General features: G+C 63.9%; 11 protein-coding genes and 1 pseudogene. 6 read left to right on the top strand and 6 right to left on the bottom strand.

Translation table 11 applies throughout. From position 1 onward, the window contains the following. Positions 1-34 precede the first annotated feature (34 nt). From BcanWU425_RS35795 to BcanWU425_RS35785, 3 genes are all read left to right on the top strand, one after another. Positions 35-784 carry a HugZ family pyridoxamine 5'-phosphate oxidase gene (locus BcanWU425_RS35795; protein WP_204513184.1) on the top strand — a complete coding sequence of 250 codons (750 nt, stop codon included), beginning with the start codon at positions 35-37 and terminating at the stop codon, positions 782-784. Between the two features lie 63 nt (positions 785-847). Further along, complete coding sequence (locus BcanWU425_RS35790; RefSeq protein ID WP_204513185.1) at positions 848-3,442, top strand: CHAT domain-containing protein; 2,595 nt, start codon at positions 848-850, stop codon at positions 3,440-3,442. Positions 3,443-3,743: 301 nt separating this feature from the next. Next, positions 3,744-5,360, top strand: a complete 1,617-nt coding sequence (locus BcanWU425_RS35785) for a phosphoenolpyruvate carboxykinase (protein WP_018460052.1) — start codon at positions 3,744-3,746, stop codon at positions 5,358-5,360. A gap of 165 nt (positions 5,361-5,525) precedes the next feature. Here the strand turns inward: BcanWU425_RS35785 and BcanWU425_RS35780 are convergent, their stop codons facing one another. Both BcanWU425_RS35780 and BcanWU425_RS35775 read right to left on the bottom strand, forming a co-directional pair. Further along, positions 5,526-6,341, bottom strand: coding sequence for an acyl-CoA thioesterase (locus BcanWU425_RS35780; RefSeq protein ID WP_085352000.1), 816 nt, complete (start codon positions 6,339-6,341; stop codon positions 5,526-5,528). Between the two features lie 94 nt (positions 6,342-6,435). Then, entirely contained in the window at positions 6,436-8,952 is a 2,517-nt protein-coding gene (locus BcanWU425_RS35775; RefSeq protein ID WP_204513186.1) for a glycogen/starch/alpha-glucan phosphorylase, read from the bottom strand. A 230-nt stretch (positions 8,953-9,182) separates the two neighbouring features. Between BcanWU425_RS35775 and BcanWU425_RS35770 the strand changes: the two genes are divergently transcribed. After that, positions 9,183-9,416, top strand: a complete 234-nt coding sequence (locus BcanWU425_RS35770) for a hypothetical protein (RefSeq protein WP_231189520.1) — start codon at positions 9,183-9,185, stop codon at positions 9,414-9,416. Positions 9,417-9,506: 90 nt separating this feature from the next. Here the strand turns inward: BcanWU425_RS35770 and BcanWU425_RS35765 are convergent. Continuing rightward, positions 9,507-9,766 (bottom strand): annotated as a pseudogene (locus tag BcanWU425_RS35765) (GIY-YIG nuclease family protein); the annotation flags it as partial. Between the two features lie 189 nt (positions 9,767-9,955). Between BcanWU425_RS35765 and BcanWU425_RS35760 the strand changes: the two are divergent. Beyond that, the gene (locus BcanWU425_RS35760; RefSeq protein ID WP_018460048.1) at positions 9,956-10,387 is read left to right on the top strand and encodes a hypothetical protein; all 432 of its coding nucleotides are present in this window, start codon (positions 9,956-9,958) and stop codon (positions 10,385-10,387) included. A 156-nt stretch (positions 10,388-10,543) separates the two neighbouring features. Here BcanWU425_RS35760 and BcanWU425_RS35755 read toward each other — a convergent pair whose 3' ends face one another. Together BcanWU425_RS35755 and pyrE are read right to left on the bottom strand one after the other, a co-directional pair. Further along, the gene (locus tag BcanWU425_RS35755) at positions 10,544-11,320 is read right to left on the bottom strand and encodes a DUF2865 domain-containing protein (RefSeq protein ID WP_083926594.1); all 777 of its coding nucleotides are present in this window, start codon (positions 11,318-11,320) and stop codon (positions 10,544-10,546) included. Positions 11,321-11,592: 272 nt separating this feature from the next. After that, on the bottom strand, positions 11,593-12,156 hold the full coding sequence (pyrE, locus tag BcanWU425_RS35750; protein ID WP_018460046.1) for an orotate phosphoribosyltransferase: 564 nt from the start codon (positions 12,154-12,156) through the stop codon (positions 11,593-11,595). A 199-nt stretch (positions 12,157-12,355) separates the two neighbouring features. Here pyrE and BcanWU425_RS35745 point away from each other — a divergent pair, with 199 nt between their 5' ends. Further along, positions 12,356-12,982: a glutathione S-transferase family protein gene (locus tag BcanWU425_RS35745; protein ID WP_204513188.1), complete on the top strand. Its 627-nt coding sequence runs from the start codon at positions 12,356-12,358 to the stop codon at positions 12,980-12,982. 41 nt (positions 12,983-13,023) lie between these two features. On the opposite strand, the gene BcanWU425_RS35740 is transcribed toward BcanWU425_RS35745, so the two are convergent. Continuing rightward, positions 13,024-13,659 (bottom strand): LysE family translocator, encoded by a 636-nt coding sequence (locus BcanWU425_RS35740; protein ID WP_085351997.1) that lies wholly within the window; start codon positions 13,657-13,659, stop codon positions 13,024-13,026. Between the last annotated feature and the right edge of the window lie 23 nt (positions 13,660-13,682).

The raw sequence follows: 13,682 nt of genomic DNA, 5'->3' as shown, positions 1-13,682 counted from the left end.
GCCCTCCATGCAACCACCTGACCCGAGAAAGCCGATGCAACCGACCCCCGACTTCGACCCCGGACAGCTCGCCAAATCGCTGCTGCGGCGGTCACGGCAGGGGGCCTTGGCGACATTGATGGCCGGCAGCGGCGATCCTTATTGTTCCCTGGTCAATCTGGCGAGCCATCCGGATGGCTCTCCGATCCTGCTGATCTCAGGATTGGCCGTGCACACCAGGAACATCCTGGCCGACAGCCGGGTGTCCTTGATGCTGGACGAGCGGGCGGCGGGCGATCCGCTGGAAGGTGCCCGGATCATGCTGTCCGGCCATGCCGAGCCGGCCGATGCCGACAAGGATCTGCTCCGGCGACGGTATCTCAATGCTCATCCCTCAGCGGGAGCCTTTGTTTCCTTTAAAGATTTCTCTTTCTTTCGGATCCGGCCTACGGGAACCCATCTGGTCGCCGGCTTCGGCCGGATCGTCGACCTCAAGCCGGAGCAATTCCTGACCGACCTCACGGGGGCCGAGGACTTGCTGACGGCGGAGGAGGGCGCGGTGGAGCACATGAATGCCGACCACCGCGAGGCCATGGGCCTCTATGCAACAAAACTGCTCGGTGCTGCCGCGGGCGACTGGCGCTGCACCGGCTGCGACCCGGAGGGCCTCGACATGCAGGACGGCCAGACCGTCTTGCGGCTGGATTTTCCGGAGCGGGTGGCTGATGGCACGGCGCTGCGCAAGATGCTGGTTCGCCTCGCCGGCGAAGCGCGCACCAGGATGAACCAGAGCGCAACACATTGAACGCTGCTGCCCATCGCCGCGACCCAAGTTCGTTACCGGTCAGAAGGCGGCGGCGAGAGCGTCATGACAGAATGGAATAGACGGACGCTGGTTGCGGGTTTGACGTTCGCGATCACCGCATCGCTTGTCACGCCTAGCGTCGCCCAGAAAGGTCTCGCCGCGGAGAGCGCGCGGATCAACACCCTCATGAGCGCCGGCAGATATTCGGAAGCACTGCCTTTGGCGCAAGGTATGGTCGCGAACCTGGAGAAGAGCGACACAGGTCGCGAACTCGCCGCCGCGCTGAACAACCTCGGCCAGGTTCATGCCGGTCAGGGCCACGACGATCTGGCGGAGCCGCTCTACAAGCGCGCCATCATGCTGATGGAAAAGTCGCTCGGTCTCGAAACCCCGTTGATCGGAGCCGAACTGAGCAACCTCGCCGCGCTCTACCAGCGGCAGAGCCGCTACGCCGAGGCTGAGCCGCTGTTCAAGCGCGCGCTCGCCGTTCGCGAGAAGGGATTGTCGCGCGAGCATCCCGATGTCGGCCAGTCACTCAATAATCTCGCCACGCTCTATGTGAAGCAGCAGCACTATGCCGAAGCCGAGCCGCTGTTTCAGCGGGCGCTCGCGATCTACCAGAAGGCTGGCGGCTCCGAGCATCCGGCGGTGGCCACCGTCCTGAACAATCTCGGCCAGGTCTATCGCGATCTCAATCGCGATGCGGACGCGGAAGCGCCGATCAAGCGCTCGCTCGCGATCCGGGATAAGGTGCTGGGACCGGATCATCCCGACGTCGCCCGCTCGCTGAACAATCTCGCCGGCCTCTACGAGCACCAGCAGCGCTACGGTGACGCCGAGCCGCTCTATCGTCGCGCGCTGGTCATCCGCGAAAATGCACTCGGGCCCGATCATCCCGAGGTCATGACCTCGACCGGCAATCTGGCTTATTTCCTCTACGTGGCCGGGCGCGCCGCGGACGCATTGCCGTTCGCGGAAAGGACTCTTCGGGGCGATCGCGCCCAGTTGCGCATCGTCTTGCCGGTCCTGTTCGCCGCGCGCCAACAAGATCTGCTGTCCGGCGACAAGGCGCTCGACGAGGCCCTCGCCGCGATCCAGCGCGGCACGCAATCCTCCGCCGCATCCGCCGTGAACAAGCTCGCGGTTCGGCTTGCCGCCGGCAGCGACCGGCTCGCCGAGCTGGTGCGCCGGGATCAGGATCTCGCGGCTGAGTCAGAGGCACTCGACAAGGCGATCGTTGCCGCAGTGTCGAAGCAATCCGCGCAGCGCGATCTCGCAACCGAGCAGCGCAGCCGCGCGCGGATTGCAATGATTGCCAACGAGCGTGCGGGCTTGCAGAAGACGCTCGCGGTCGAGTTTCCCGACTACGCGTCACTCTCCAATCCGCTGCCGTTGACGGCAAAGGACATCCGGCTGCTGCTGTCGGCCGACGAGGCGATGGTGCTCTATTCCGTCGTCGACAAGCAGAGCTATGTCATCGCGATCACGCGCGAGGGCGTCGACTGGAAGGCCATCCCACTCGGCGCGGATGCGCTGACGCAGAAGGTGACGGCATTCCGCAAGGGACTCGACGTCGGCAAAGCGCGCGACGCCTCCGGCAAATCCGGATTGTTCGATCTGGCGCTCGCCAACGAGCTCCATGTCGCGCTGCTCGGTCCGGTCGAGGCGTTGACAAAGCACAAGCACAGCCTGCTGGTGGTGCCGTCGGCTGCGCTGACCGCATTGCCGTTTCATCTGCTCGTCACGGAGAAGCCGCAGGCTGCGATCCCGGACACGCTCGAAGGCTATCGCGGCGCCGCCTGGCTGCTGCGGCGCCAGGCCGTCTCGGTGCTGCCGTCGGTGGGCAGTCTGAAATCGCTGCGGGCCTTCGCGCGTCGGGATCAAAGCGTGAAGCCGATGACCGGCTTCGGCGATCCCGTGTTCAATCCTGCACTGGAAGGGCCCGCCGAGCGGCGCGCCGCGAACGGCAAGGTCGCCGCGCGCAGCATCGCGACCATCGCCTATAGTGATTTCTGGCGCGGTGCCGGCGTCGATCGCGCGCGGCTTGCGCAGGCGCTGCCGCAACTGCCCGACACCGCCGATGAGTTGAACGCGGTGGCCAGGGATGTCGGGGCTTCCGAGGCCGACATTCATCTCGGCCGCGACGCCAGCGAGACGACGCTCAAGCGTGCAGCGCTTGCTCAATACGGCATCATCTACTTTGCCACCCACGGCCTCGTTGCCGGCGACATCAAGGGACTGGGTGAGCCCTCGCTCGCGCTCTCCATTCCCGATCAGCCCACTGAACTCGACGACGGTCTACTCACCGCGAGTGAAGTCGCTCAGCTCAAGCTCAATGCGGATTGGGTTGTGCTGTCGGCCTGCAACACCATCGCGGGCGACAAGCCCGGCGCCGAGGCCCTGTCGGGACTGGCGCGCTCGTTCTTCTACGCCGGTGCGCGCGCGCTCCTGGTCTCGCATTGGGCCGTGGATTCGGAAGCTGCCACCCGCCTGACCACGATGACTTTCGAGCTGCTCAAAAACGAACCACAAATCGGGCGTGCCGAAGCCTTGCGCCGCGCGATGTTAACCTACGTTGACGACACCTCGTCTCCGCGCAACGCCTATCCTGCGATATGGGGGCCCTTCGCGCTCATCGGCGAAGGCGCGGTACGATAGGGTGGCCTTGGAATTTTCATCGAGACCGTCTTGGGCATTGTGCGTCGCAATAACCTTGTGAAACGCCGAAACGCGCATTTGGTTGCGCGATCATTGTTGATTTTTTGATGCGCCTGCTCAGAGCTGACATGCGCGACGTTTGGCGCGGTCCTTGAATAAACCAAATCCGAAGGGATCAGCTTGGCAACGCCTGCGTTCATCAGTATTAGGTCGTTCCAACCGAGGCCGAACGGCCTGTAATCACGGTGACCGCGGCGGCGCCAAGCATGATCGCGCTGAGTGGGTTCTAGGAGGATTTTTCGTGCAAGAGACGGGCGTGCGCAACGGTGCCTTCGGCGCCGACAAATTCGGCTTAAAGAATCTCAAGCAGGTTCACTGGAACCTCGGTGCGCCGCAACTCTATCAATACGCGCTCTCCGCGGGCGAGGCGGTGCTGTCGGCCGATGGCGCGCTCTGCGCCGACACCGGCGAGTTCACCGGCCGCAGCCCCAAGGACAAATTCACGGTGCGTGACGCCACCACCGACAAGAAGATGTGGTGGGCCGGCAACCAGTCGATCACCGCAGAGCAGTTCGAGACGCTCTACCAGGACTTCCTCAAGCACGCCGAAGGCAAGTCGCTGTTCGCACAGGACCTCTATGGCGGCGCCGATCCGGCTTATCGCATCAAGACCCGCGTCTTCACCGAGCTCGCCTGGCACTCGCTGTTCATCCGCACGCTGCTGATCCGTCCCGAGGCGATCGAGCTCTCGGCGTTCGTGCCCGAGCTCACCATCATCGACATGCCGAGCTTCCGCGCCGATCCGAAGCGCCATGGCTGCAAGTCGGAGAATGTCGTCGCGATCGATTTCGCCCGCAAGATCGTGCTGATCGGCGGGTCTTACTATGCCGGCGAGATGAAGAAGTCGGTCTTCACCACGCTGAACTACTATCTGCCCGAGCGCGGCGTGATGCCGATGCATTGCTCGGCCAATGTCGGCGCCAAGGGCGATGCGGCGATCTTCTTCGGCCTGTCCGGCACCGGCAAGACCACGCTGTCAGCCGATCCGAACCGCACGCTGATCGGCGATGACGAGCACGGCTGGGGCCCGAACGGCGTCTTCAACTTCGAAGGCGGCTGCTACGCCAAGTGCATCAAGCTGTCGCAGGAAGCCGAGCCCGAGATCTATGCCGCCTCGACCCGCTTCGGCGCGGTGCTCGAGAACTGCGTGTTGGACGAAGACACCCGCGTGGTCGATTTCGACGACGGCTCCAAGACCGAGAATACGCGCTCGGCCTATCCGCTCGAGTTCATCCCGAACGCCTCGCGCACCGGCCGCGCACCGCAGCCGAAGAACGTGGTGATGCTCGCCGCCGACGCCTTCGGCGTGCTGCCGCCGATCGCCAAGCTCTCGCCGGCGCAGGCAATGTATCACTTCCTGTCGGGCTACACCGCCAAGGTCGCTGGCACCGAGCGCGGTCTCGGCAATGAGCCGCAGCCGGAATTCTCGACCTGCTTCGGCTCGCCCTTCCTGCCGCTCGACCCCTCCGTCTACGGCAACATGCTGCGCGACCTGATCGCCCAGCACAATGTCGACTGCTGGCTGGTCAACACGGGATGGACCGGCGGCAAGTACGGTACCGGCTCGCGCATGCCGATCAAGGTGACGCGCGCGCTGCTGACCGCGGCCCTCGACGGCTCGCTTCGCAACGTCGAATTCCGCACCGATAAATATTTCGGCTTCGCGGTCCCGACCGCGCTGCCGGGCGTGCCGAGCGAGATCCTCAACCCGGTCAACACCTGGAAGGACAAGGACGAGTTCGACAAGACCGCCCGCGCGCTGGTCGGCATGTTCCAGAAGAACTTTGCCAAGTTCGAAGCCCAGGTCGACGCCGAGGTCCGCGCCGCTGCACCGGACGTGAAGCTCGCGGCGGAGTAAGCTTGCGTCATTTGAAATTCGAAAGGGCGGCCGTGAGGCCGCTCTTTTGGTTTTCGAGATGTCTCTCTACCGTCATTGCGAGCGCAGCGAAGCAATCCAGAATCCCTCCGCGGAAACAGTCTGGATTGCTTCGCCGCGCTCGCAATAACGAACTTGCGGAAGCAGCTACGCCTTGAAATACGCGATCTGCGTGCTCGTCGCGAGCAGCCTTCCGTGGGGCGACCACAGCTCGGCGTTCTGGTCGGCGTAGCTCTTGTGCATGATCTTTGAATCTGCGGTCGCCAGCACGCGGGTGATGTCCTCGGCCGCGAGTTCTTCGCTGTCAGTGTGGAAATACGTCGTCAGCGACACCGTGCCGAACGGCACCAGCTCGCGCCGCGCGTGGAAGATGCGGCCGAAGAAGGCGTCCGACATCGACATCAGCGACGGCATGTCCAGCTTGCGCGGCTCGCGATCACTGATCCAGAGCTTTGAGTAAGTGCTGGCGAGTTCGGGCTTGGACGGGCCGATCCGCATCTCGCCCTCGACGAACCGGAATTCATACTGGTTGGCCCAGGACGCCGCGATCTTTGGGAACGGCATCGTCTCTTCGAACGGCTTTGCATCCGGATATTGCGCCACCCTGTGGTCCCAGGACGGCCGGCGTTCGGCGAACACCGCGGTGGCGAGGGTTGCGACCTCGCCGCCGCCTTGCGACAGTTCGACGCTCCAGTGCTGGCTGGAGCGGTTGGCCTTCACCAGTCGCACGTCGAGATCGAACGGCCCCTTGGCGATCGGCGCGCAGTAATTCACGGTGAGCGCCAGCGGATCGCCGGCACGTTCCGGATGCTCGATCAGCGCGCGCAAAATGGTCGCGGCCGTGACGCCGCCGAACGGGCCGACAAAGGCCCAGTAATCGTCGCTGGTGTGTCCCTGCCAGCTCGAGTCACCGGCGGTGACGCGGGTGGCGTCGTCGAAAGGGTGCGGGAGCTTGGCGTGCATTGCTTGATCCGGCGTTCAATGACGGACGTCATATCACGTCCGCCGCCGGCTTGTGCAATTACCTCGTGGGTAACCGATTTCACGCAGCGGAAAATTAGCCGGCGACATCGCGCAGGGTCGGCAGCAGCGGTGTGGTCGGATTGACCGGCACGTTCCAGATCTCCTCGGCATATTCGCGGATGGTGCGGTCGGAGGAGAACCATGCCATGCGCGCGACGTTGAGGATCGAGGCACGCGTCCAGGCCGGCGCCACCTGCCAGCGCGCATCGACGCTACGTTGCGCATCGTAATAGGAATCGAAGTCGGCGCTGACCATGTAATGGTCGAGATAACGCAGCGCGTGCGCGATGGATTCGAAGCGGCCGGGATCGCCGGGCGAGAACTCGCCGGTGCCGATGGCATTGATGGCGCGCTGGAGCTTGGGCGAATTGCGGATCACGTCCGAGGCGTCCAGCCCCTGCTTGCGCCGGATCATCACGTCACCGGCTTCCATGCCGAAGATCGCGATGTTCTCCGCGCCGACATGGTCGCGGATCTCGATGTTGGCGCCGTCGAGCGTGCCGATGGTGAGGGCGCCGTTCAGCGACAGTTTCATGTTGCCGGTGCCGGAGGCTTCCATGCCGGCTGTCGAGATCTGCTCGGAGAGGTCGGCAGCGGGAATGATCACTTCGGCAAGGCTGACATTGTAGTCGGGCAGGAACACGACCTTGAGCTTGCCGCCGATGGCGGGATCGTTGTTGACGACTTCCGCAACATCGTTGATGAGTTTGATGATCAGCTTGGCGTAGCGGTAGCTCGCCGCCGCCTTGCCCGCAAAGATCTTCACCCGCGGCACCCAGTTGCCGTTGGGGTCGTCCTTGATCGACTGGTACAGCGCGACCGTCTCGATGACATTGAGAAGCTGGCGCTTGTATTCGTGGATGCGCTTGATCTGCACGTCGAACAGCGCGTTCGGGTCGACCTTGATGCCGAGCCGCTCGCCGATCAGGCGCGCCAGCGCGGTCTTGTTGTGAAGCTTGACTGCACGGAACTTCTTCTGGAATTCGACGTCGCTGGCGCGGGCCTCGATCAGGCTGAGCTGCGTCGGATCGTCGAGCACGGCATCGCCGCAAGTCTCGCGCAACAGATCGGTCAGCTTCGGATTCGCCAGCATCAGCCAGCGGCGGAAGGTGATGCCGTTGGTCTTGTTGGTGATGCGGCCAGGATAGAGATGGTTGAGGTCGTGGAACACGGTCTCGCGCATCAGGTCCGAATGCATCGCCGAGACGCCGTTGATGCGGTGCGAGCCGACGAAGGCGAGCTGGCCCATGCGCACGCGCCGGCCGCTCCGCTCATCGATCAGCGAGACCGAGGCGCGGAAGTCGATGTCGCCGGGGGCGCGCGCCTCAGCGAGCGCGAGATGCTGCACGTTGATGCGGTAGATGATCTCGAGATGCCGCGGTAACAGCCGTTCGAACAGCTCGACCGGCCAGGTCTCCAGCGCCTCGGGCAGCAGCGTGTGGTTGGTGTAGGACAGCGTGGCGACCGTGATCTTCCAGGCCTCGTCCCAGCGGAAATTGTGGTCGTCGATCAGGATCCGCATCAGCTCGGTGACGGCCAGGCTCGGATGGGTGTCGTTGAGCTGCACCGCGACCTTGCTCGACAGGCTGCGGAGCTGGCCGTCGGAGGCAAGATGCCGCTTGATCAGATCCTGCAGCGAGGCCGAGACGAAGAAATATTCCTGGCGCAGGCGCAGCTCGCGGCCCGCCGGGCTCTCGTCGTTCGGATACAGGAATTTACAGATCGCTTCCGCGCGCGACTGCTCGGCGCTGGCGCTGACATAGTCGCCGGTGTTGAAGGCGTCGAGCTTCAACGGATCGGGCGAGCGCGCCGACCACAGCCGCAGCGCATTGACGTGCTGGCCGCGCCAGCCGACGATCGGCGTGTCATAGGCCATCGCCTGCACGGTCTCGGACGGATGCCAGATCGCGCGATCGCGGCCCTTGTCGTCGACATGCTCGACACCGCCGCCGAAGCGAATGTCATAGATCACCTCGGGCCGCTGCAATTCCCAAGGGTTGCCGAAGCCGAGCCATTCGTCCGGATATTCCTGCTGCCAGCCCTGATTGATGATCTGGCGAAACAGGCCGTAATCATAACGGATGCCGTAGCCGATCGCGGGGATCGACAGTGTCGCCATGCTTTCCATGAAGCAGGCGGCAAGACGGCCCAGACCGCCATTGCCGAGCGCTGCATCCGGCTCGCATTTGCGCAGCTCAGGCAAGGAGACGCCGAGATCGCCGAGCGCGACTTCGAAGATCTTCAGCAGCCCCATATTGTTCAGCGCGTCGCTGAAGAGGCGGCCGATCAGGAATTCGAGCGAGAGATAATAGACGCGCTTGCGCCCTGCATCGTAGCTGTGCTTCTCGGCCGTGAGCCAGCGATGCACGATGCGGTCGCGCAGCGCCAGCGCCGCGGCCTGGTACCAATCGTGTTTGGTCGCCATGCCCGCATCCTTGCCGATGGCAAGGCGCAGCTTCGCCAGGATAGCGCCCTTGATCTCAGCCAGCGCGAGTTCGTCGATGGGCTGGTTGGGGGCGGGAAAATTAGGCTGGAACGATGAATCTTGCAAAGTCGTCACTTCCTGGTCGCGAGAACACTACTGACCCTACGCATCTTGCCTCTGTACCGGAACCATTGCTGGTGCGACCGTGCACTGCGTTGGCGTAAAATTATGCAAGGAACGGGCCGATTTGGGAACCCGGACGCATACGGGGAAACGTGGATTTGGTGCTAGAATGGCGGCCAATTCAGCCATCAGTGTGGAGGAGACGTCCCATGAAAGCTCTGATGAGACCTGTGATGCGACGGCTGATCGAAATCGCCGCGGCCACCTTCCTCGTCGTCTGCATCACGGCGTCCAGCGCCGCCTTCGCCGCCGGCAAGATCGGCCGCAGCGCCGACGGCCTGAGCTGCGCCGTCACGCTTCCGCAAAACGCATCCTCCGCCGCCCGCTGCGCCGCCATCAAGCGCCAATGCGGCGGCAAATTTTACGCAAGCGCGTGCGGGGATAAGTTGATGTCAGCGGCGAATTGAGCAGGGGCTGGTGCAACGAAGAAGGTGTCGTCCTGGCGGAAGCCAGGACCCATTACCCCGCCTGTCAGATGAGGCCTGACCGATCATTCCGGGATTTTCTTCCTCGATCAGCTTGATCTTCCAGTCCCGCTTCCAGAACTTCAGTTGCTTCTCGCGCGCGATAGCTTCCTGGGGAGTCGAGAATGCTTCGACGTGCACAAGGCGGAAGATCTTGTACTTGTGCACGAACTTGGAGCCATGACCCGAGCGGTGCAATTCAAGCCGCGCGCGGATGTCGTTGGTGACGCCGAGATAAATGTCCCGTGATGGCGGCTCGCCAGGATGTAGACGTAGTAGCTGCTTGCGCTCATGGCCTCAGCTCGCAAGGGCAGCGCTGACCGGGGTAATGGGTCCTGGCTTTCGCCAGAACGACGCTCTCAACAAAACACGTTTGCCGTCAGAACAAATTAAGAACACTTTAGCAAGTCTTTGATATATCATTGTGATTCGGCGTGTTGCCGACACCATATCTAGCGTCTGCCAGACTTCGCGAGGACTACATGTCCACCATTGCCTTCGATCAATTTGCCCTCACCAGGATCGCCGATTTCGCGCGCTCGCTGTCGCGGCTGCATCAGGCGGCGCGGCGCCACGCGGTCGACGACGACCAGTTCGACCGCGAGTTCAACGCGGTGTGCCAGTCGATCTGGGGCTACACCATCGACGACGTCAGCGACGATCTGTTTTCGGCGCAGGACCATCTGTTCCTCGACACGCTTGACGAAGCGCATGCGCGCATCTTCGCCGCCGAGCAGGGTTATGATCTCGTCGACGACCAAGGCATGCTCACCGACTGGTGGGGTTTTTGCTGGATGATTTTAGCCGAGAAGCGCGGCCTGCTCACGGCAGACAACCGCGCCGCCGCGCGCGCGGCGATCGAGGAGAAATATCTGGCGGCGCCGAACGTGATCGGCGTGATCATCGGACGGTGACCCATCATCCTCCGTCATTGCGAGGAGCCTCTTGCGACGAAGCAATCCAGAGTGCCTCCACGGAGCCAGACTGGATTGCTTCGCTTCCGCCTTCGCTCTTCGAGCTTCGGCGGACAAGTCGCTCGCAATGACGGCTTGGCTACAGACGAGCCCGAGCTAGTCCAGCCCAGCCCGCTTCGCCGGCTTTTGCGTTTTCGGCACCGTCACGTCGGGGAGCGTCTCGCGCACGATCTCCGCGGCAGGGGCATCCGCCGCCACCGTGTCGGCGCGCACCGGCGCCACCTTCATCTCGCCGAGCCGTGCGCGGACCTGCGCGGTGAGACCGGGATAGGAGGCGACCGGGGTGAAGTCCGCGGCCTGGTCGTTGCCGACGCGGATGCCGGTATAGGCGACGAGACCGTCGCTGGTGGCGATCACGTCGCCGGGCTTTAGCGACGAGTCCAGCGCCAGATCGACCGGAGCAAGGCCGACCGGCTCGCGGCCGTTGCAGGTGCAGTCGGCGCGCAGCGCCTTGCGATAGGCGAACGCGTTCTCGCTATCGGCATAGCGCTCGCCGGTCTGCGACGCCGCGCCGTCGATCGAGGAGCCGAAATAGATCTTGGTGGCGCTTGCAGGACAGAACGCCTGACACATCTGCGCGGGCGAGGTGAGACCGCGCATCAGCGGAAAATATTTGCCGTCGCAGCTGCGCACGCAGAACGCCGGTCCCGAGCCGCCGGCCGCAGCCGAACGTGTCGGCGGCACGTATGGCGGACTTGCGCCGTTCTGCTGGCCGGTGAATGGATCGGCGTAGGAGCTCGGCTGCTGCGGCACCTCACGCTGCGGCCGCTGCTGCTGCTGCATTCCGCCGAAGAAGAAGTCGAACAGGCCTTCGGCCGAAACCGGGGCCGGAGCCGCAACCAGCGGTGCTGCCAATGTGGCGGCTACGAGCATCGCGCGACGCCACCGGCGCGCATGGGACATGACTGTACGCAAACGCTTACTCCACCCGGCGCTACCCAACCGGCCGGGACCATCAGGTCTCAGCACATGATTCACCATAAGGCGGGATGGTAAATGAGCGGTTGAGGGGGGAGGAGCGGTGTCGCCGGACGGGTGGACCTCGTCCATGGCCGGGCTTGTCCCGGCCATCCAGGATCTCTGGTGCGGCAAAGACGTGGATGCCCGGTCAAGCCCGGGCACGACGGCGGAAAAAGTCTAGCCGCTCAAGCCTTCAAGAACTCCGACGCCTTGTACAGCGAGCGGAACGGCAGCCCGGCCGCGCCAAAGGTGTCGTCGGCGCCTTCCTCGCGGTCGACCATGGTCAGCACCAGCACCACTTCCGCGCCGGTCTCGCGCACCGCTTCCACCGCCTTCATCGCCGATCCGCCGGTGGTGGTGACGTCCTCGACGATCACGACGCGCTTGCCCTCCAGCGTCTCGCCCCTGGGCAGCCCCTCGATCGCGAGCTTCGCGCCATGCTCCTTCGGCTTCTTGCGCACGAAGAAGGCCGCGATGGGATGGCCCTTGATCCAGGAGATCTGCGCCAGCGCGCCGGCCAGCGGCACCGCGCCCATCTCGAGCCCGCCGATGAAATCGAGCTGGTCGTCCTTCAGCGCCTCATAGGTCAGCTCGGCGAGCAGGGTCGCACCCTCCGGGTCGAGCATGGTCGGCTTGAGGTTGAAGTAGAAGTCGCTCTTGCGGCCCGACGCGAGCGTCACCTCGCCGCGGCCGAAGGAGCGCCGGCGGATGATCTCGAACAGGCGGGCGCGGGAGGCTGATTTAGACACGGCGGGCCCTCGGGAGCATTTTTGGAGGTGGCGGAATTTATCCGCGACGGCCTCGACATTCCAGAGGGGGCTTCCCCCGTCAACAGGGATCGGCCATCCCGGGCGGCCGGTTGTGGGGGTGCAACGTTCTGGGGTAGGTGGATGCCGGATATCTCGGGCAAGAAAACCTGCAAGAAGGCTGGGCAAGGACACGCGACAAATGACCATCGAGCTGCACACCTGGAACACGCCGAACGGCCGCAAGATCTCGGTCGCGCTGGAGGAGATGGGGCTGCCCTACAAGGTGATCCCGGTGAATATCAGCAAGGGCGAACAGATGGCGCCGGAGTTCCTGAAGCTCTCACCCAACAACAAGATCCCCGCGATCGTCGATCCTGATGGCCCGGACGGCAAGCCCGTCAGCATCTTCGAGTCGGGTGCGATCCTGCTGTATCTCGGCGAAAAGACCGGCAAATTTCTGCCGAAATCGCTTTCGGGCCGCATTCCCGTTTATGAATGGTTGATGTGGCAGATGGGCGGTTTCGGGCCGATGCCGGGCCAGGTGCACCATTTCATCGCGCTCGAGAACGAGCAGGACCGCGCCTACGGCCTCAAGCGCTACATGGCCGAGACGCGACGGCTCTACGGCGTCCTCGACCGCCGGCTGGAGTCCCGCGATTTCGTCGCCGGCGAGCTCTCGATCGCCGATTTTGCCATCCTGGGCTGGGCCTGGCGTCACCCTCGCCACAAGGTTGACCTGGCCGACTTTCCCAACGTCAAGCGCTGGTACGAGGCCCTGATGGCCCGCCCGGCGGTGAAGCGGGGCATGGAGGCGAAGCTGGATTGATCTTTCTCTCCCTCTCCCCGCAAGCGGGGAGAGGGGAAAAATTACACCTTCCGCGCTTCCACCGCCATCCGCACCGCAAGCCCGGCCAGCACCGTGCCCATCAGCCAACGCTGGACCAGCATCCAGCTTGGCCGGCTTGCGAGAAACAGCGCGATCGACCCGGCCGCGAGCGCGATCATCGCATTCACGCTGACACTGATCGCGATCTGGATCGCGCCGAGCACCACTGACTGCGCCAGCACGCTGCCGGCGGTGGGATCGATGAACTGCGGCAGCAGCGCGAGGTAAAGCATCGCGATCTTCGGGTTGAGCAGATTGGTGACGAACCCCATCGCGAACAATTTGCGCGGGCTGTCGATCGCAAGCTGCTTCACCTGGAACGGCGAGCGCCCGCCCGGCTTCACTGCCTGCCAGGCCAGCCACAACAGATAACCCGCGCCGGCAAAGCGCAGCGCGTCATAGGCGAAGGGAACGGCGAGCAGCAGCGCCGTGATGCCGAATGCCGCGCACAGCATGTAGAACACGAAGCCGAGCGCCACGCCGCCGAGCGAGACGATGCCCGCCGCAGGCCCTTGCGTGATCGAACGCGAGATCAGGTAGATCATGTTCGGCCCGGGCGTGAGCACGAGGCCGAGGCAGACGAGAGCGAAGCCGAGCAGGGCGGAGGCGTGGGGCATGGCTGAACCGGTGCGGGAGACGG

This window comes from Bradyrhizobium sp. WU425, assembly GCF_021052305.1.
Taxonomy (GTDB): Bacteria; Pseudomonadota; Alphaproteobacteria; order Rhizobiales; family Xanthobacteraceae; genus Bradyrhizobium; species Bradyrhizobium canariense_D.
Note: the sequence above shows the minus strand (reverse complement) of the source record. Positions and strands in the feature narration are given on the sequence as shown.

What these genes read in the sequence shown, in the direction of transcription:
- BcanWU425_RS35790 (WP_204513185.1), top strand. Translation starts at nt 848, where the DNA reads ATGACAGAATGGAATAGACGGACGCTGGTTGCGGGTTTGACGTTCGCG.
- BcanWU425_RS35795 (WP_204513184.1), top strand. Translation starts at nt 35, where the DNA reads ATGCAACCGACCCCCGACTTCGACCCCGGACAGCTCGCCAAATCGCTG.
- BcanWU425_RS35760 (WP_018460048.1), top strand. Translation starts at nt 9,956, where the DNA reads ATGTCCACCATTGCCTTCGATCAATTTGCCCTCACCAGGATCGCCGAT.
- BcanWU425_RS35745 (WP_204513188.1), top strand. Translation starts at nt 12,356, where the DNA reads ATGACCATCGAGCTGCACACCTGGAACACGCCGAACGGCCGCAAGATC.
- BcanWU425_RS35755 (WP_083926594.1), bottom strand. Translation starts at nt 11,320, where the DNA reads ATGCTCGTAGCCGCCACATTGGCAGCACCGCTGGTTGCGGCTCCGGCC.
- BcanWU425_RS35780 (WP_085352000.1), bottom strand. Translation starts at nt 6,341, where the DNA reads ATGCACGCCAAGCTCCCGCACCCTTTCGACGACGCCACCCGCGTCACC.
- BcanWU425_RS35770 (WP_231189520.1), top strand. Translation starts at nt 9,183, where the DNA reads ATGCGACGGCTGATCGAAATCGCCGCGGCCACCTTCCTCGTCGTCTGC.
- BcanWU425_RS35740 (WP_085351997.1), bottom strand. Translation starts at nt 13,659, where the DNA reads ATGCCCCACGCCTCCGCCCTGCTCGGCTTCGCTCTCGTCTGCCTCGGC.